Genomic DNA, 16,109 nt, shown 5'->3' with positions numbered 1-16,109 from the left:
AAAATGGCGATATAGCATGAGGGCCGGGGGAGCGGTACCTGGCGCAGAAATGAAAGTAGTTGCGATAAGATAAGCATAGAATATAAATGTTAATCTACCATATCTGATATGCTGGAATAATATTTATATCGTCTGTATCATACTATTCAGTCATGGAGTTTCAAAATGCAGAAAAAATTGATCATATCCGATCCCAAAATAATGATGGGAAAACCTGTCATAGCAGGAACACGCATCACGGTTGAGATGATTCTTGAAAAACTTTCCGCTGGTGAAACCGTGGAACAGATACTTGAAGCTCATCCCCGCCTAACTAACGAAGCAATAAGGGCGTCACTTGCATTTGCTGCTCAGGCTTTGCGCGCTGACGTAGTTTATCCGATTGCTGAGGCGTTTTCTTGAATTTACTCGCAGACGAGAATGTGGATCGACAGATCGTTGAGCGGCTCCGTCATGAGGGTTTTGATGTCAGGTATATTGCTGAAACAGAATCAGGAGAAAAAACACAATGCGACTTGCCCCCGAAATCAAATCCAAAATAGACGCCCTCTGGGACAAATTCTGGAGCGGCGGCTTATCGAATCCCCTCTCATCCATCGAACAGATGTCATACCTGATTTTCATGAAGCGCTTTGAGGATATGGATGCTATGGAGCAGAAGAAGGCGCTGCATATCAGGGATAGCGCATGGGATTGAGGAAAGGGGCGGGCTGGAAAGCAGAAAGAACTTAACTTGTATCTTTTTAAGTTACTTTGAATGAATGTATCCCATAAAACCCCTATATTCTGGATAACATTCAACATAATGAGATTCTATTCCATTCCATGCTATCGTATCAAAGATATTCTTTACATCCTCTATTTGTGCGGATTGAGGCAATCTAAATGAATAAAAGTACTTTTTCGTTTCATCTTTGAAGTTTATTGCATGGGTTAATAGTTTATTACAATCTTTTCGGCATTCAGATTCAAATTTTGCCAGACTTTTTGGACTTAAACCAGTTTTCCAGTCTCTAACAAATTTTAGTTCAATGGCATAATCAATTTTCACATCTAGAAGAGAGAAATTATTTGAGCATTCATCAGTTATTGCTAAATCTAACATTCCAACCCAATTGCGTGGAGAGTGAGAAACAATAACCGGAAACTCTCTATGCAATCTGTTCTTGAGATTTGGCTCAAGAACTAATAATCGATGGTATAAGAAAGATTGCAAATCTTCTTCTTTCCAAATTACATTTGGTTGAATCGAGAAGTATTCAAATAATTCTTTTTTTGCTACTTCTATAATTTTAGAAATATCCAATGTTTTTCCTCTTTTTAAGATGATTTTTATTAAAAATATTTAATCTTTTAATGAGCACAAGAACTTCAATGCCCCGCCCCACCCTCAGCGTGCAGCGCCGCATACCTCTCACTTATCAGCGCCCGCTTGAGCTTGAAAATCACCCTCTGCTTATCGAAATTGAACTGCTCGGCCAGCATCTTTATGAGCCTCTTCTTTGATCCGCCCTTCAAGCCCATCTCTGTCATGATGCCATCCACGAATTCCTTGCTGGGGTCAGCTTCCTTCTTTACTTCTGCTTTTGATGCTTCTGTTTTTACTTCAGGTTCTGCCTTTACAGCTTCTGCTTTTGGAATCGCTGATTTTTCTGTTTCTGCTGGGGTCGGTTTTGTTGGTTCAACCTTTACAACTTCAGATTCAGGCGTCGCAAGTTTAGCTTCTGGTGCAGTTGTTTTTACAGGTTCTGCCTTTGCAGCATCAGGTTTTGGAATTGCTTTGACAGCCTTTTCCTCTGCTTTTTGCACGGGCTGGACTGCTGACGGCGCCTTGACTGCCGCTGCCTTCTGAGCATCAGTTTGAGCAAGCGCCTGCAATGTGGCCTTTGCGGCTTCTTTTGCTGCCTTGTCATCGATCTTTGGCTTTTCCTTTTTAACTGCTTTCTTTACTGCTTCTGCCATTCCCATCACCTCGATATCTCAACTGGCGTAATAATTCCCTTTTCTATCCCGAACCTTTTCCCTGTGAGCAAAACATTATCCTGCACTGGCGCCACTCTAAATTTCTTTTCAATAGCGCTGCCATTTGATTTTATCTTTAGCGTCCCGCCCTTAAAGAGCTTAAGCGCCCTCACAGTGTTCAAATTCAGTTCCACAAAATCATTGTCATCTGCTAAACTATTCCACATGAAAGGATTATACACATCAATAAGCACAGGTTTTGCCTCCAGTGGTTTTGGTGCTGCCTGTATCGTGCCATATGCGGGTCTATCGTATTTCGGTATCGTAAATTCATCGACTGCCGTAATGCCAATAGCCTTTTTCACTGATTCATGGAGTACATTAAAATCAAATTTGGCACCCGCAATGATCCCGAGCGCATCAAGCCCGTTCGTCCCTGCGCCGCCCAGTGCCTGAGCCCTTCCCTCGTTGTTAATAAGCGTACCTTTTTTCTTATACAGGGGCTCGTGGGCCAGAATTACGTTCGCTTTTGCAGAAACCTCCTGTCCTGTCTGGATTATCAGGTTCGTGAGCTTTGAAAGGGTCTCAGGCGGCATCAACACTGATGGATCGGATTCAAGGGCAAAAAGCGTCTTGATCGTTCCTTTATTGATATCATCAATAAGCTGTGCAAGGGATTTCTGTTTTGCATCCTTTGAAAGGATATACGCGCCAGTTGAATTCGCAAATGGTTTGAGGAACGTAACCTTTGCTTCTGCATTCCTGGCAAGTGAAAGGACACTTTTAACCTGTTCAATATCAGAGAGAGGATGGAAATCAGCAATAATCACTGAATCTTTTGTTAGCTGCAATTTTGAGACATCGTTCGGCCTGATGTTTTCATCTGCAAGAGGCAGGTCTTTCCACCAGACTGCTGTTATTTTTGCGCCTTTATTTTTTGCAAGAAGCAGGCGCCGTACGATCAGGGGGTACTGCTCATATGGGTCAATGAACAGCATGATGTGCTTTGCAGCCTCGATTTCGCTGTAAGGAATTCCCACGCTAACAGTTTGATAAGTATCTTTCGGAAGCGCCTCAAAATTCGCACCTGTGCATAAATATGATTCAGCTATCTTCTGGAATGCAAGAATCTCTTCACCTGTGGTATTGCCAGTTGAGAGAAATGCAACAGAACCCTTACTTCCTGAAATTCTCTTTGCAGCTTCCTTTGCAGCCTCATCAAGCGTTGTTTCCTTGCCGTCCACGATTGACTTTACCGGCTTATAGAACCGCGGAAGACTCATCCCGAACCTGCATAGTTTTCCAGCATTAGCAGGTGATGATTTCCTGAAATCAACTTTCAGGGCGTCATTTTCCCTAATATATAATCCGCATCCGAAATTGCATCCTGTGCATATTGTTGAATAAACATTATCGCTCATTCAATCACCCGTATTCTATTTATCTTGCTTCCAGGACGCAATGGAATCAATCCTGAAGAAGTTCTCCATGCCCTTTCTGCGGACGGAAATCCACGGCGCGCAAAATCACGATCCGGATTCATATCATGAATTTCAAATGGATGTAAAGTGTTTAATCCTGGCGAATTTTTCAATATCTCGCCAGTGAGAGGCACAGAAATTTCTGAAAAGCTTTTTTGTTCCTTGCTTCCATCTACGGCTGGAATTTCTTTAATTTCTTTATCAGCAAAATCATTTTTAATATGTTCATCCTGATTAATAATCTCATCCTGAATTTCATCAAAAAGAATTTCATTAACAAATCTCAGGGGATTTAATCCTGGAGCATTTTTTATAGCCTCTGTACTCAACATTCCTTCTCCCGATCGTGAATCCAGTCCACATCTATATTTATCAGGTTTTATTTGTGGCTTGTATTCAATAAATTGATTATATTCACTCATTTAACTTCACCTCGAAATAGGGGGGCTTTCTCATATCCATCCCCGGCTCATACTTTAACTGCTCCTGCACAGGATTTGCAAACCTCCTGTATAATCTTGTAAGCGGAATATCAACCGGGCATACGTCACTGCACTGGCCGCACCCGATGCATGCATCTGCAAGGTGCAAAAAGCGAACGAGGTGATACATCGACATCTTATAAGCATCGCCACGGGAATGGTATTCGGTACACTTTGAAGCATCACCGCAGGAACATGTTGGGCATACGGCCTTGCATGCGCCGCAGTCAATGCAGTTTTCAAGTTCTTTCCTGAAATACTCCAACCTGTTATTTTCGATCGGAACGAATATTTTATCTTTCCATTTCTGGCCAAGGCCTTCCATCACGCCTTTTATCTTGGCGCGCATAGCAACACCTTTCTCATCCGGCTTCTGCACCTGCACATATCCGGCATCAACCGCATTCTGCAAGAGTGTGGCGCCTTTTTCCGAGTTAATCTCAACAAATGTGGCTTTTCCTGCAAGGTCTCCGATAACACCCCAGTTGCCGCATGCAATATCAGAATTATTTGGGATCTTTATCGTGCAGTATCGGCAGTTTTCGCGTCTTCCATACCCTTTTTCTTCAAGTTCGTCAATGGTAATGGCGTTCTCTTTCCCGTCTTTTGTCTCAAAAATTAATTTTCCTTTCTCGATCTCTTCGCCATGGACATCTTCCGGCTTTATCTTGTACATTACTTCAAGCATCTCGCGGGTAACAACCGGATGCATTGATCCACCGCAGTTCAATCCTACGATAAAAGTATTATCAGGGTTAATAGCGTTGCGCTTTCCCTGCTCGATTATCCCCCTCACATCGCATCCTTTTGCCGGGAGTGCAACTTTCAGGTTCCTGTTAGCGATCAGCTTTGCAAAGTTGCTCGGGACTGAATGCAGTGAACCCGCTGAATTCAGTACTTCATTCACGTCAGAAGTGATGATAGGAACAGCCTCGAACTCATTTATTTTCTTTAATACAACAACAGCATCAACAAGCTTCTTTTCAAGCGCAGCTGCCAGCATTGAGGTTACAAGACCGCCTGAGCCTCCGCATTTTCTCACATCCTCTTTTGTTGACCATCCAACATACATTTCACCTTTTTGCATTACGCCACCCCCTCAGGTTTTAAGGGACTGGGCCCAAGCTTCTTTATCTGGGCAGTAACATCACGGATAAAATTTGCGAACTTTTCGCCTTCGCTTGCCGATATCCAGTTAAGCTGGAGTCTCTCTTTTTCAATACCAAGCTCATGCGCCACGTTTTCAAGATATTTGTATTTTATTTTTGTTTTATCATTACCGTTAACATAATGGCAATCGCCGATGTGGCATCCTGTCACAAGTACAGCGTCAGCGCCTTCCAGGAATGCATTGAACACATGCAGCGGGTCGATCCTGCCTGAACACATGACGCGTATGATCCTTGCTGAAGCCGGCTGCTGGAATCTTCCCATCCCTGCGCTGTCCGCGCCTCCGTATGAACACCAGTTGCAGCAGAAGGCCACGATTTTGGGTTCCCAGCCATCGGTCTTTGTAGTTGTGGCAGCTTCTGCGCTCATACCGCTACCTCCTGGAACTTGAATACATTCTTTACCTGGGCCAGTATCTGGTTATTCTTGAAGTGGCTCTGCTCAAGCGCACCTGTCGGGCATGCTGCCACACATGTTCCGCACCCTTTACAGAGCGCTTTAACAACATTTGCCTTTCCGGCTTTTTCATCAAACTTGATAGCCTGGAATGGGCACATCGGAATGCACACATTACAACCCACGCATACATCCGGGTTCACAACCGCGGTTATGCCTTCTGTTATGGCTTTCTTGTTCTTGAGAAGAATAGTGGCGCGGCCTGCGCATGCGCTGCCCTGGGATACTGCATATGGAATATCCTTGGGTCCTGAAGCGCAGCCAGCAAGGAATACGCCATCGATAGTGGTATCAACGGGTTTTAATTTCGGATGTGCTTCCATCAGAAGGCCGTCTGCTGCTTTTGATAATTTCAATAATTGCTGTATCTGGCCTATTCCTTCGTTCGGGACAATGCCAGTCGCAAGTACAAGAAGATCAAATTCAAGATTCCTCATTTCACCGGCAAGTGTATCCTCGACCCGCACCTTGATATTTTTGGTGACGGGGTCTTCCTTTACTTCCACAGGTCTTCCGCGCAGGAATTTAACACCAAGATTGCGTGACCTGTTGTATGATTCCTCATATGCCCTGAAGGGTGTCCTGATATCGATATACATTACAGTATGGTCTGTCTCAGGGCGCTTCTCTTTAAGGAGCTGCGCGTTCTTTATTGTGTACATACAGCACACACCTGAGCAGTAAATATTGGTAGCCTTATCACGCGAACCCACGCAGTTCACAAATCCAACCCGTATTGGCTCTTTGCAGTCCGATGGGCGCACAACATGACCCCCGGTCGGCCCGGCTGCATTAAGAAGCCTCTCAAATTCCATAGCAGTAATAATATTATCATACAACCCGTATCCGAAATCATGCCTTGGCTCCGGGTCGTATGTCTTGAAACCCACTGCTCCAATTATTACACCAACATTAAGGTCAGTATATGAAGTCTGCATATCATAGTTTATTGCCCCGCTCTGGCATGCTTTTGCGCATGCCTTGCAGTTGATGCAATTATCTTTGTCAATAAGGGCGCGAAGGGGTACAGCCTGCGGGAATGGGACGTATATCGCTTTGCGTGTGCCGAAGCCTTCATTGAAATCATAAGGCACTTCAACAGGGCATACTTCGCTGCATTTGGCGCATCCTGTACATTTCGCGACATCGAGATACCTGGGTTTATGCTCGATCTTTACATTGAAATTACCTACATACCCATCTACTGCTTTCACTTCTGAATAGCTCATTATCTTGATATTCTTATTACGCGCGACTTCTACCATCTTGGGACCAAGGATACATATTGAACAATCATTCGTTGGGAATACTTTGTCAAAGCGAGCCATCCTTCCGCCTATTGAAGGCTCCTTCTCCACAAGATATACCTGGAAACCCATATCAGCAAGGTCAAGAGCTGATTGCATTCCCGCAACACCTGCGCCGATGACAAGAGCCTTATCAGTTACAGGTACCTCGCTTGCCTGAAGGGGTTCAAGAAGCTTGGCACGTTCAGTTCCCATGCGGATAAGGTCTTTTGCCTTCTCAGTGGCTTTCTCCTTCTCCCACATGTGGATCCATGAGCAATGATCTCTGATATTTACGAATTCAAGGAAATACTGGTTCAAGCCCATCTCTTCAATACAGGCACGGAATGTTGGCTCATGTGTTTTTGGAGAGCACGCAGCCACAACAACACGATTAAGGTTGTGTTCTTTTATCTTCGACTGGATATCAGCCTGGCCTGAGTCAGAACATGTGAACTTGTTAACGGATGTTACTTTTACGCCAGGCAGTGTTCCGATATATTCGGCTACTGCTTTAGTATTTACAACACCTCCGATATTTACACCGCATTCACATACGAACACTCCAACCCGTTTTTCTTCCTGATCAACCTTTGATTCAACAGGTTTCTCATCGCCTTTATTATCACTCATTTAACTTCACTTCCTTGAACATTAGCAATAGAACGCATATTAACGCTGATATCCGATGTATCCAATCTGCGTTCATCTGCGTTTATCTGCGGTTTTTTCACTGGATTTTGTCCCAGTTTCTTTATTTCTTCTGTAAAATTTCGAATAACTTCTGAGAATCGCAATCCTTCGCTGGCAGATATCCACTCAAGCCGCAGCCTCTTATCGAATCCGAGTTTTTCCAGCGCTTTTTTTGTATTATTTATCCTGACCTCTGCATTCTTATTTCCATCAATATAATGGCAGTCCCCGATATGGCATCCAGCCACAAGAACGCCGTCAGCTCCGTCTTTCAATGCTTTTAAAATGAATGCCGGTTCAACCCTGCTCGAACACATAACACGCAGGACTTTAACAGTTGGCGGATACTGGAACCTGCTCACGCCTGCCAGATCTGCGCCTGCGTATGAACACCAGTTACAGCAAAAAGCAAGGATATTTGGTTCCCAACCCTCTGATTTTGGTGTTCCTGCTGCCGCTTCCGTGCTCATACCGTCACCTCCACGACGCCTTTTTCAATTGAAATGCTCTTAACGCCCTTATCGAAAGCATCAATCGCTTCGCCAATCTCTTTTGAGGAGAAATGCTGCGCAGTGATAGCTCCGGCCGGGCAGGCGGCTGCGCATGAACCGCAACCTTTGCAGGATGCTGCGTTTATTTTTGACTTCTTTGCGGTGTATGTGACTTCTTCTGCTTTAACAGTCGCATCATACAATGAAGGGGCATTATAGGGACAAACTGTAACACACGTGCCGCAGCCAATACATTTAGCTTCGTTCACGACTGATACCGCACCTTCTGTTTCAATGAATTTCCTCGAAAGAATCGTGCAAGCGCGGGATGCTGCGGCGCTTGCCTGCGATATGGCTTCATCCATAAGCTTTGGCGCCTGGGCGCTTCCGCAAAGGAATATGCCATCTGTTGCGAAATCTACCGGCCGCAGTTTGGGATGTGCTTCAAGGAAGAATTTGTTCTTGTCAAGCGGTATCTTGAAAAGCTGGTTTATTTCTTCGTTTTCCCCGGCCACAAGCGGCGTACTCAGTACCACAAGGTCTGATGCTAATTCGATATCCTCATTCAGCATCTGGTCATGTACTAAAACTGACCCGCCCTGTACTTTCGGCGGATTATCAGCTTCGTATTTAATAAATATTACGCCAAGGTCCCTGGCATCTTCATATAGTTTTTCCATCACGCCATACGTCCTCATGTCCCGATAAAGGACATAGACATTTGCTTTGCTATTTGCTTTCTTTATTCTTATTGCGTTCTTGACCGCATCCACACAGCACGTTCTACCGCAGTATTCCCGTTCTTTATTGCGGGCTCCGACACACTGTATCATTGTTATATTATTCGCGCTGACGCCGTTACCGAGCATTTTTTCAAATTGCGCCTGCGTAACCACATGGGGATCTTTGCCATAATTGAATAATCCCGATGGTTCAAGGTTCCGGGCTCCGGTAGCAACCACAGATGCGCCAAAATCAAGTGTTAGCTCCTTGCCGTTTGCAAGGACAACTCCTTTAAAGTTGCCAAGATAACCTTCGACCTTGAGGAGTTTTGCCTCATTTATTACGTTGATATTTTTATTTCCATTTACTTTACCTATAAGTTCTTTTAGCACATCAGCAGGCTTCTTACCATCATACAATTCCGTCATTTCACGAAGCATTCCGCCAAGTTCTTTTTCTTTTTCAATGATTGTAACAAAATAACCATTATTGGCAATATCAAGTGCAGCAGTCATGCCAGCAACACCGCCGCCAAGAACTATAGCCTTATTAATAAGCGATACTTGCTGTTTATAAAGCGGCTGGAATAAAGCAGCTTTTGCGACTGCCATCTGCACGATGCCTTTTGCCTTCTCTGTAGCTCTCTCTTTTTCCTTCGAGTGTACCCAGGAGCAATGTTCGCGGATGTTGGCAAGTTCGAATAAATATGGATTAAGTCCCGCCTCGCGGCATGTATTCTGGAATAAAGGCTCATGTGTGCGCGGCGTGCATGATGCAACTACCACGCGGTTCAGGTCATTTTTCGCGATCGCATCTTTTATTGCGGCCTGGGAATCGGAAGAGCATGCATACAGCATCTCCCTGGCATGCGTTACACCAGGCAGGGTTCTGGCATATTCCACAACACCGGGGACATTGACCACGCTTCCGATATTTATTCCGCAGTGGCACACGAATACACCTATGCGCGGCAGAGGTGAAAGCTGTTTTTCATCAGGGAATTTTCTCTCTTTGATGAGCGTTCCGCGCTCACCTGACAGGAGCGCTGCTGCCTTTGATGCGGCTGCACTTGCCTGTGCCACGGTATCAGGGATATCCTTTGGTCCCTGCGCCACGCCGCATACATATATGCCTGCGACGCTTGATTCAACAGGGCTCTCGATGCCTGTAGCGATATTCCCGAAATCATCAAGCGCGATACCCGACGATTGCGCAAGTGTGCGGGTTGAATCAGCAGGATCAAGCCCGATTGAGAGGACGATAAGATCAAAATCCTGTGTCACAAGGCCGCCTGTCTTGAAATCCTCATATTTCAGGGATAGGGCATTATTTGTGCCCACGATCACTTCGGGCGGGCGGGAGTTGATGTATTTGATACCATATTCTCTCTGTGCCCTGTTGTAGAATTCCTCGAAATTCTTGCCATATGCCCTTATATCGATATGGAAAATAGTAATATTAAGTTCGGGGTCATGCTCTTTTGCTATTATGGATTCTTTGGTTGCGTACATGCAGCACACTGAAGAGCAGTGCTTCCTGTCGATATGCGGATTTCGTGAACCCACGCACTGGATGAAAGCAACATTTTTCGGAACTTTGCCGTCAGATTGTTTCGTAACATGTCCCTGTGTCGGACCGCTTGCGCTGAGCAGGCGCTCGAACTGTAATGATGTGATCACATCAGGATGATCAAACCGATAATTCTTGAGAATGGAGGGGTCAAATGGTTTAAAACCTGTGGCAAGCACAACCGAGCCCACATCTAATTCGATCTCTTTATCTTTTTGTTCATAGTCCACAGCTTTTGGGCCGCAAACTTTCTTGCATACCCCGCATTTGCCTTTCGTCAGATATAAGCAATGTGCAGCATCTATCGTTGCAATCCTGGGTATCGCCTGTGCAAACGGGATATAGATGGATTTGCGCTTGCTCATCCCTGCATTATATTCGTCCTGGACTTTTGAGGGGCATTTTTCAGTGCATGATCCGCAGCCTGTGCATTTTGTTTCATCAACGTAGCGCGCTTTCTTTACTACTTTAACTTTGAAATCACCTGCTTTTCCGCTGATGGATTTAACATCGCTATACGAGAGTAATTCAATATTAGGGTGCCTTGCTGTTTCCACAAGTTTCGGAGATAAGATGCACATGGCGCAATCGTTCGTGGGGAACGTCTTATCAAGCTGTGACATTACTCCGCCAATGCTTGGCCTTGATTCTATGAGATACGTCTTAAAACCACTGTCAGCAAGGTCAAGAGCTGCCTGGATTCCGGCGATGCCCCCGCCCACTACAGCTACCGAGCCTTTCATTCTGCAGCCTCCGCTTCTTCTGGTTTAGCCACTTCTGTAGTTGCGCCTTTTACTTCCACTTTCATTTCTCCCCTGCCGATAGAGCCAATAAGTTTTGAGGTTGGCACCATATTCTTATCAAGCTCAAGCTCTTTTTCGCTAATACCCAGAGCCATCCCGATAAGCTGGGTAAAATAAAGGACAGGCATATCAATAACAGTATTATGCGCCTTTTCGATCATTGTCTGCTGGCCGTCAAGCAGCATGTGGCACATAGGACATGCCACAACAACGCAATTTGCGCCGGCTGCTTTTGCTTCATCGAATAACTTCTTCGTGAGGAGGAATGCGTAGTCCTGCTTGCTCATAAGGAGGTTCCCGCCGCAGCATTTTGTTTTCTGGGTGAAAGGAAGACAATCTGCGCCTGTTGATTTGATCAGGTTATCAAGAGACATGGGATTTTCAGGATTATCGAATTTTGAAACCTCAGAAGGCCGCACAAGAAGGCAGCCATAATAAGCAACAGCTTTTATGCCTTTTAATGATTTTGTGAATTTCCTGGATATCGCATCTGTTCCGATATCATTTACCATGACATCGAGCAGATGTTTTATCTTTACACCGTTGTATTTTTCACCAAGAGCTCTTTCGATCTTTGTCCTGAAGGCTTCATCATTTTTCATCGCTGTGTCTGCTCTTGAAAGATTATGTGAACATATGCTGCACGGGATCACAAGGTCAAGACCTGTTTTTTGTGCTTTGAAGTTGTTGCGTGCGGACAAACCCATCGATAGCTCCTTATCAAATATAGCTTCAAGGGCGCCGCAGCAGTTCCAGTCATCTATCTCGACAAGATCAACGCCTGCTGCCTTACAAACAGCTTTTGTGGAAGCATCGTATTCGCGAGCTGTGCCGTGAAGCGTGCATCCGGGATAATAAGCAAGCTTCATTTTTTCTCCACTTCCTCAAAAATGCGCTTTATTTCTTTTGTACCTTTGATCTTATGAGGCAGAATGCTCAATTTTCCCTTTTTGAATAATTCAAGCCCCATCGGAGCATAGCCAATAGCCCCCCCGATACCTTTTGTTTTTAGCATGAACGTGCCGCTGACCCCTGCTTCATACCATTTGCCATTACTTTTTACCGAATCAATGAAAAGATGATCGAACAGGGGTTTGTCATTTGTGATCTTAATTTTCCCGGCTTTTGCCTCGCGCTGTGCGATCGCCCGGATTGCCCCTATCACTTCGGTTATTTTAACATCCTGCGGGCAGCGCTCATAGCAGATATAACATGATGCGCAAAGCCATAATGAATCATCAGTCAGGACTTCTTTTCTCATACCAAGAAGGGCTTTTCGAAGTATAATCCTGGGATTATAGGATTTATCTATTTCCGCAAGCGGGCAGCCAACCGTACAACCTGTACAGTTAAAGCATTTCTTTATATTTTCACCGCCGGGTTCATTTGATATCTCATATTTGAAATTCGGATCAAGATCGCTTGATTTAATCATTTTCCCGCCTCCAATTGTCTTGCGAGGAATACGCTAAGGTCAACAACATCAAAATCATACTTCTTTACCGCATCTTTTTCATTCTTCAGGCAATTAAAATGAGCAAGGCATTTCGAACATGTGGTGATCAGGGTCTTTGCGCCTGTAGCTTCGGCTTCATTCATCCTTGCAATCCGAAGCGCTTTTGTCTGTTCATTGCAGTTCATGAAATTACTCACACCGCAGCACAGGGCCTTTTCCTTTGAATGCTCCATCTCTTTTAGTGTAACACCGTTCGCAGTGAGTGCTTTTCGCGGCGCATCATATTCTCCCATGTGCCTTCCCAGCCTGCACGGGTCATGGTAGGTCACATCCTGATTTATTTTCAAGCCCAGTTTATCCCATAACTGTGATGTATGAATAACTTTTATCCCCAGATCGTAATCCTTTGAAAAAGTGCGGTAGCATTCGGCACAGCTTGTTACAAGGGTATCTATACCGCTTTCCTGTATGTATTTTTTATTATATTCCTTAAGGCCATTGAAAACATCCTTTTTTCCCTGCCAGAGGACATCATGGCCGCAGCATTTCATATTTAAAACCTGGGGTTTCATACCCAGTTTATCAAGAAGCCTGACAGATGAGGTTGTTATTTCCCCAAAATTGGTTTTAACATCATGCAGGAATAAGTCAAGTGAGTCCACGCATCCGGGGAAGAAACCGATTTTTGAATCGCCGGACTTTTCAGCAATGTTCCCATTGAGCCTGGAACTCAATTCAGCAAGCTCTGTGAAAACACCAAGATGCGCAATAGCCAGAGGCTGTTTTCCCTGGCGTTCTTCCCTGATAAAGCTCAGGAAATCCACCTGCTGAGGACATTCCTGGGGGCATAACCCGCAGGTCAGGCATGTCCAGATATCCTGAGTCTCAAACCCATAGATATTAGCATTATAAATGGAGCTTCGAGGAGATGTTTTTGATACTCGGCGCATGGGGCATATGGATGTGCATTTGCCGCACTGATAACATGATTGTACGTTACTCATTTTGTACCCATCAGATTTAATTTGTTTGTAACGTTTTTTAATATTTAGAGGGATTGATTGCTTTTAAATCTTTCGTTTTTTAGCGATGCGTAGATGCATTATTATTAATATAACATCATTATTAATAATGGAGCATAATTATTAATCATGTTACTTTACCCTGTAACCCCTGTTGCCATAGGACAATATGAAATCATTAACTTCATGGCTCGTGGGTTCCCTGTGGTTTTGCATCTCAAATATATCAATAATTGCGCTGAACGTGCAATGCAGCCTGTCAGTTGTTTTTCTCCTGCTTTGTCGGGTCATATTTACAATTGATGTAAACGATATGCAATATAATAAAGATATTGGTTCGTATAAGTACGAATGAAATGATTGATTATGATGAATTATGAGTTTGCGGGAAGGCATCCAGAAAATATTAATACTTCTCAAAATCATATAATATATGAGAGATATAATATTTGACAGGTCAGCAAAAAAGGGTGTCATGGGTGTCAGTTAACTTAAAAATTCGGTATGCGAGTTGGAGGACGCAGTAGTAATAAAAGAAAAAGGAATGATGTACTGACTGGATATCTCAATCCCGGACAACTTGAACCATAAAAATGATAATGATAAACAGGTGACTATATGGCGATTCTGGATAATTTCAATATCAATATCACGGACATCCTGTGGATACTCGTATTTATTTCATTCTTTATACCTGTGATACAAAAGCGGATACTTTTGTCAAAGCGCCAGCTGATCATGCGTTCAATTGAGACAAAGCGCAATAGCAGGGTAATAAGCATGATACACAGGCAGGAAATCATGAGTTTCTTCGGGTTCCCACTTGCCAGATACATAGACATTGAGGATTCGGAGGCCATACTTCGGGCTATACGCATGACACCGCCTGATATGCAAATCGACCTTATTCTGCATACGCCAGGCGGACTTGTACTTGCTGCGGAACAAATTGCCTGCGCCCTTAAACGCCACAAGGGAAAAGTAACTGTTTTCATCCCTCATTATGCAATGTCCGGCGGTTCGCTAATAGCCATGGCAGCTGATGAGATTGTCATGGACCCAAACGCAGTCCTTGGCCCGGTCGACCCGCAGCTTGGCGGGCCTCAGGGGTACTATCCCGCGGTCTCCATACTTAAGGCACTGGAGCAGCCAAACCCTCACAGGGATGACCAGACCCTTATTCTTGGTGATGTGGCAAAAAAGGCTATTGACCAGGTATATGAAGCCGTATATTTTCTGCTGCTTGAACACAATACTCCTGAAAAAGCGTCAGAACTTGCAAGGATGCTCAGCGAAGGGCGTTGGACGCATGATTATCCGATTGATTTTGAGCAGGCAAAGGAACTGGGTTTGCCAGTAAATGACCAGATGCTCATGGAAGTCTACGAACTTATGGAACTATACCAGCAATCGGGTATGCGCCGGCCTTCTGTCGAGTTCATTCCCATCCCATATGTGCCACATGCTCCGCCTGGCAAGGGAAAGTGAACCATTGCAGGATTCACGATCCGCAGATGATCTTTATAACGTTGGGGTATAAGCGTAGAGAAAAACACTGGATCACTGAAAATTTACTCAACACAGCATATTCTCATCCACATGATATGCCCTCATACTCACAGCAAGCGGCAGCTTAAATCCACGCGATAGGAACTTTACAGCATCCCTGTTTGCCTGCTTAACATTTCCAAATAAAAATCGTTTATTTTCAGGATCGGCTCAACTTATCTGCGCCTCCAGCGCGAGGCGGCAAGCAAGGTCGCCAGCGTAAACATCACTGAAGGGAATGGCGTCTCTTTTGTCTGAGCGCCTGTTTCGGTTATTTCCGGCGCGGGAGTCGTGGCGGCGGCACCGGTGTACTGCTCGTCAAGGATGTAGGGGTTGGCGATGGTGATCTCTTCAAGGGTTAGAGCATAGTGTTAATCGTTTCAGTTTTCAAGATTATTCCCGTAATCTTGCGTCAACCTATAACCAGGAACCAGCGCTATGTCAGCAAAAAGTTGGGTTATATTTTATACAATATTTTAATCCTAACAGATCAGTTATAATATACGCTACCGACGCCAATCGCTAATTGAGCCTCTTAATTGCATGTTTAAATTCAAGAATTGCTCTTGAGTATGCTATAGACAGAGACCAAAAAAATTAACTGAAATAGACAATATTATTTTGATTTAAAGTTACTTACTCCATCTATCTAATGTCCCCATTGGTTTTTTAGGGTCCATCTTTTTATCTTCAGATACAATTCTAGCATTTATTCCCATATCTCCTAAAAAGGTCACTAAATCTTGTTTCACATCATTTTTACCAAACTTTTTGTTATCGTTATGAATAAAAATTTTTCCTTTAATATTTGTCAATTTATTACTAAATTCCGAAATTTCTGTATACAATTTTATCTTTTCATTTCTTTTAACAAATAGATTCTTTAATTCCTTTTCCCTTGGTAAATTGACTATAACAGGCTGTCCCAAAACTTCCTATTTTTAAAAAAAATCACTAGTTCTACATT

Annotated in this window: 18 protein-coding genes; 4 read left to right on the top strand and 14 right to left on the bottom strand. The window is 44.0% G+C overall.

Translation table 11 applies throughout. The annotated features are described in order from the left end of the window. Positions 1–165: 165 nt before the first annotated feature. From CL181_RS02150 to CL181_RS02145, 3 genes are read left to right on the top strand one after another with little or no spacing between them, the layout of a single operon-like run. Positions 166–402, top strand: a complete 237-nt coding sequence (locus CL181_RS02150; protein WP_097297603.1) for a DUF433 domain-containing protein — start codon at positions 166–168, stop codon at positions 400–402. Next, positions 399–542, top strand: a complete 144-nt coding sequence (locus CL181_RS20025; protein ID WP_176505015.1) for a DUF5615 family PIN-like protein — start codon at positions 399–401, stop codon at positions 540–542. Before CL181_RS02150 ends, CL181_RS20025 begins: the two co-directional genes overlap by 4 nt. Beyond that, complete coding sequence (locus CL181_RS02145) at positions 509–697, top strand: type I restriction-modification system subunit M N-terminal domain-containing protein (RefSeq protein WP_255251365.1); 189 nt, start codon at positions 509–511, stop codon at positions 695–697. The genes CL181_RS20025 and CL181_RS02145 overlap by 34 nt, the downstream gene beginning before the upstream one ends. A 51-nt stretch (positions 698–748) precedes the next feature. Here the strand turns inward: CL181_RS02145 and CL181_RS02140 are convergent, their stop codons facing one another. The 13 genes from CL181_RS02140 to CL181_RS20015 all read right to left on the bottom strand — a co-directional run bounded on the left by CL181_RS02140 (position 749) and on the right by CL181_RS20015 (position 13,885). Continuing rightward, positions 749–1,306, bottom strand: a complete 558-nt coding sequence (locus CL181_RS02140) for a hypothetical protein (protein WP_097297602.1) — start codon at positions 1,304–1,306, stop codon at positions 749–751. 65 nt (positions 1,307–1,371) lie between these two features. Next, positions 1,372–1,962: a hypothetical protein gene (locus CL181_RS20020; protein WP_176505014.1), complete on the bottom strand. Its 591-nt coding sequence runs from the start codon at positions 1,960–1,962 to the stop codon at positions 1,372–1,374. Positions 1,963–1,967: 5 nt separating this feature from the next. Beyond that, entirely contained in the window at positions 1,968–3,383 is a 1,416-nt protein-coding gene (locus CL181_RS02130) for a hypothetical protein (RefSeq protein ID WP_097297600.1), read from the bottom strand. Next, positions 3,380–3,865 (bottom strand): hypothetical protein, encoded by a 486-nt coding sequence (locus tag CL181_RS02125; protein WP_097297599.1) that lies wholly within the window; start codon positions 3,863–3,865, stop codon positions 3,380–3,382. The genes CL181_RS02130 and CL181_RS02125 overlap by 4 nt, the downstream gene beginning before the upstream one ends. Further along, positions 3,858–5,012 (bottom strand): Coenzyme F420 hydrogenase/dehydrogenase, beta subunit C-terminal domain, encoded by a 1,155-nt coding sequence (locus CL181_RS02120; protein WP_097297598.1) that lies wholly within the window; start codon positions 5,010–5,012, stop codon positions 3,858–3,860. The genes CL181_RS02125 and CL181_RS02120 overlap by 8 nt, the downstream gene beginning before the upstream one ends. Further along, the gene (locus tag CL181_RS02115; RefSeq protein WP_097297597.1) at positions 5,012–5,464 is read right to left on the bottom strand and encodes a hydrogenase iron-sulfur subunit; all 453 of its coding nucleotides are present in this window, start codon (positions 5,462–5,464) and stop codon (positions 5,012–5,014) included. Before CL181_RS02115 ends, CL181_RS02120 begins: the two co-directional genes overlap by 1 nt. Then, the gene (locus CL181_RS02110; RefSeq protein WP_097297596.1) at positions 5,461–7,470 is read right to left on the bottom strand and encodes a CoB--CoM heterodisulfide reductase iron-sulfur subunit A family protein; all 2,010 of its coding nucleotides are present in this window, start codon (positions 7,468–7,470) and stop codon (positions 5,461–5,463) included. The genes CL181_RS02115 and CL181_RS02110 overlap by 4 nt, the downstream gene beginning before the upstream one ends. Then, positions 7,467–8,000 (bottom strand): hydrogenase iron-sulfur subunit, encoded by a 534-nt coding sequence (locus tag CL181_RS02105; protein WP_097297595.1) that lies wholly within the window; start codon positions 7,998–8,000, stop codon positions 7,467–7,469. The genes CL181_RS02110 and CL181_RS02105 overlap by 4 nt, the downstream gene beginning before the upstream one ends. Next, positions 7,997–11,056 (bottom strand): FAD-dependent oxidoreductase, encoded by a 3,060-nt coding sequence (locus CL181_RS02100; protein WP_097297594.1) that lies wholly within the window; start codon positions 11,054–11,056, stop codon positions 7,997–7,999. The genes CL181_RS02105 and CL181_RS02100 overlap by 4 nt, the downstream gene beginning before the upstream one ends. Next, positions 11,053–11,985 (bottom strand): CoB--CoM heterodisulfide reductase iron-sulfur subunit B family protein, encoded by a 933-nt coding sequence (locus CL181_RS02095; protein ID WP_097297593.1) that lies wholly within the window; start codon positions 11,983–11,985, stop codon positions 11,053–11,055. Before CL181_RS02095 ends, CL181_RS02100 begins: the two co-directional genes overlap by 4 nt. Further along, the gene (locus tag CL181_RS02090) at positions 11,982–12,551 is read right to left on the bottom strand and encodes a 4Fe-4S dicluster domain-containing protein (RefSeq protein WP_097297592.1); all 570 of its coding nucleotides are present in this window, start codon (positions 12,549–12,551) and stop codon (positions 11,982–11,984) included. The genes CL181_RS02095 and CL181_RS02090 overlap by 4 nt, the downstream gene beginning before the upstream one ends. Then, entirely contained in the window at positions 12,548–13,576 is a 1,029-nt protein-coding gene (locus CL181_RS02085; RefSeq protein ID WP_097297591.1) for a (Fe-S)-binding protein, read from the bottom strand. Before CL181_RS02085 ends, CL181_RS02090 begins: the two co-directional genes overlap by 4 nt. Before the next feature lie 150 nt (positions 13,577–13,726). Further along, entirely contained in the window at positions 13,727–13,885 is a 159-nt protein-coding gene (locus CL181_RS20015) for a hypothetical protein (protein ID WP_176505013.1), read from the bottom strand. Positions 13,886–14,212: 327 nt separating this feature from the next. Here CL181_RS20015 and CL181_RS02080 point away from each other — a divergent pair, with 327 nt between their 5' ends. After that, positions 14,213–15,082, top strand: coding sequence for an SDH family Clp fold serine proteinase (locus CL181_RS02080; protein ID WP_097297590.1), 870 nt, complete (start codon positions 14,213–14,215; stop codon positions 15,080–15,082). Positions 15,083–15,774: 692 nt separating this feature from the next. Here the strand turns inward: CL181_RS02080 and CL181_RS02075 are convergent. Then, positions 15,775–16,071, bottom strand: coding sequence for a hypothetical protein (locus CL181_RS02075; RefSeq protein WP_097297589.1), 297 nt, complete (start codon positions 16,069–16,071; stop codon positions 15,775–15,777). Positions 16,072–16,109: the final 38 nt, after the last annotated feature.

This window comes from Candidatus Methanoperedens sp. BLZ2, from assembly GCF_002487355.1.
Classification (GTDB): Archaea; Halobacteriota; Methanosarcinia; order Methanosarcinales; family Methanoperedenaceae; genus Methanoperedens.
Note: the sequence above shows the minus strand (reverse complement) of the source record. Positions and strands in the feature narration are given on the sequence as shown.

Coding starts and splice junctions, on each gene's coding strand:
- CL181_RS02095 (WP_097297593.1), bottom strand. CDS start 11,985: ATGAAGCTTGCTTATTATCCCGGATGCACGCTTCACGGCACAGCTCGC.
- CL181_RS02125 (WP_097297599.1), bottom strand. CDS start 3,865: ATGAGTGAATATAATCAATTTATTGAATACAAGCCACAAATAAAACCT.
- CL181_RS02145 (WP_255251365.1), top strand. CDS start 509: ATGCGACTTGCCCCCGAAATCAAATCCAAAATAGACGCCCTCTGGGAC.
- CL181_RS02120 (WP_097297598.1), bottom strand. CDS start 5,012: ATGCAAAAAGGTGAAATGTATGTTGGATGGTCAACAAAAGAGGATGTG.
- CL181_RS02080 (WP_097297590.1), top strand. CDS start 14,213: ATGGCGATTCTGGATAATTTCAATATCAATATCACGGACATCCTGTGG.
- CL181_RS02100 (WP_097297594.1), bottom strand. CDS start 11,056: ATGAAAGGCTCGGTAGCTGTAGTGGGCGGGGGCATCGCCGGAATCCAG.
- CL181_RS02150 (WP_097297603.1), top strand. CDS start 166: ATGCAGAAAAAATTGATCATATCCGATCCCAAAATAATGATGGGAAAA.
- CL181_RS02115 (WP_097297597.1), bottom strand. CDS start 5,464: ATGAGCGCAGAAGCTGCCACAACTACAAAGACCGATGGCTGGGAACCC.
- CL181_RS02085 (WP_097297591.1), bottom strand. CDS start 13,576: ATGAGTAACGTACAATCATGTTATCAGTGCGGCAAATGCACATCCATA.
- CL181_RS02130 (WP_097297600.1), bottom strand. CDS start 3,383: ATGAGCGATAATGTTTATTCAACAATATGCACAGGATGCAATTTCGGA.
- CL181_RS20015 (WP_176505013.1), bottom strand. CDS start 13,885: ATGACCCGACAAAGCAGGAGAAAAACAACTGACAGGCTGCATTGCACG.
- CL181_RS02105 (WP_097297595.1), bottom strand. CDS start 8,000: ATGAGCACGGAAGCGGCAGCAGGAACACCAAAATCAGAGGGTTGGGAA.
- CL181_RS20020 (WP_176505014.1), bottom strand. CDS start 1,962: ATGGCAGAAGCAGTAAAGAAAGCAGTTAAAAAGGAAAAGCCAAAGATC.
- CL181_RS02110 (WP_097297596.1), bottom strand. CDS start 7,470: ATGAGTGATAATAAAGGCGATGAGAAACCTGTTGAATCAAAGGTTGAT.
- CL181_RS02090 (WP_097297592.1), bottom strand. CDS start 12,551: ATGATTAAATCAAGCGATCTTGATCCGAATTTCAAATATGAGATATCA.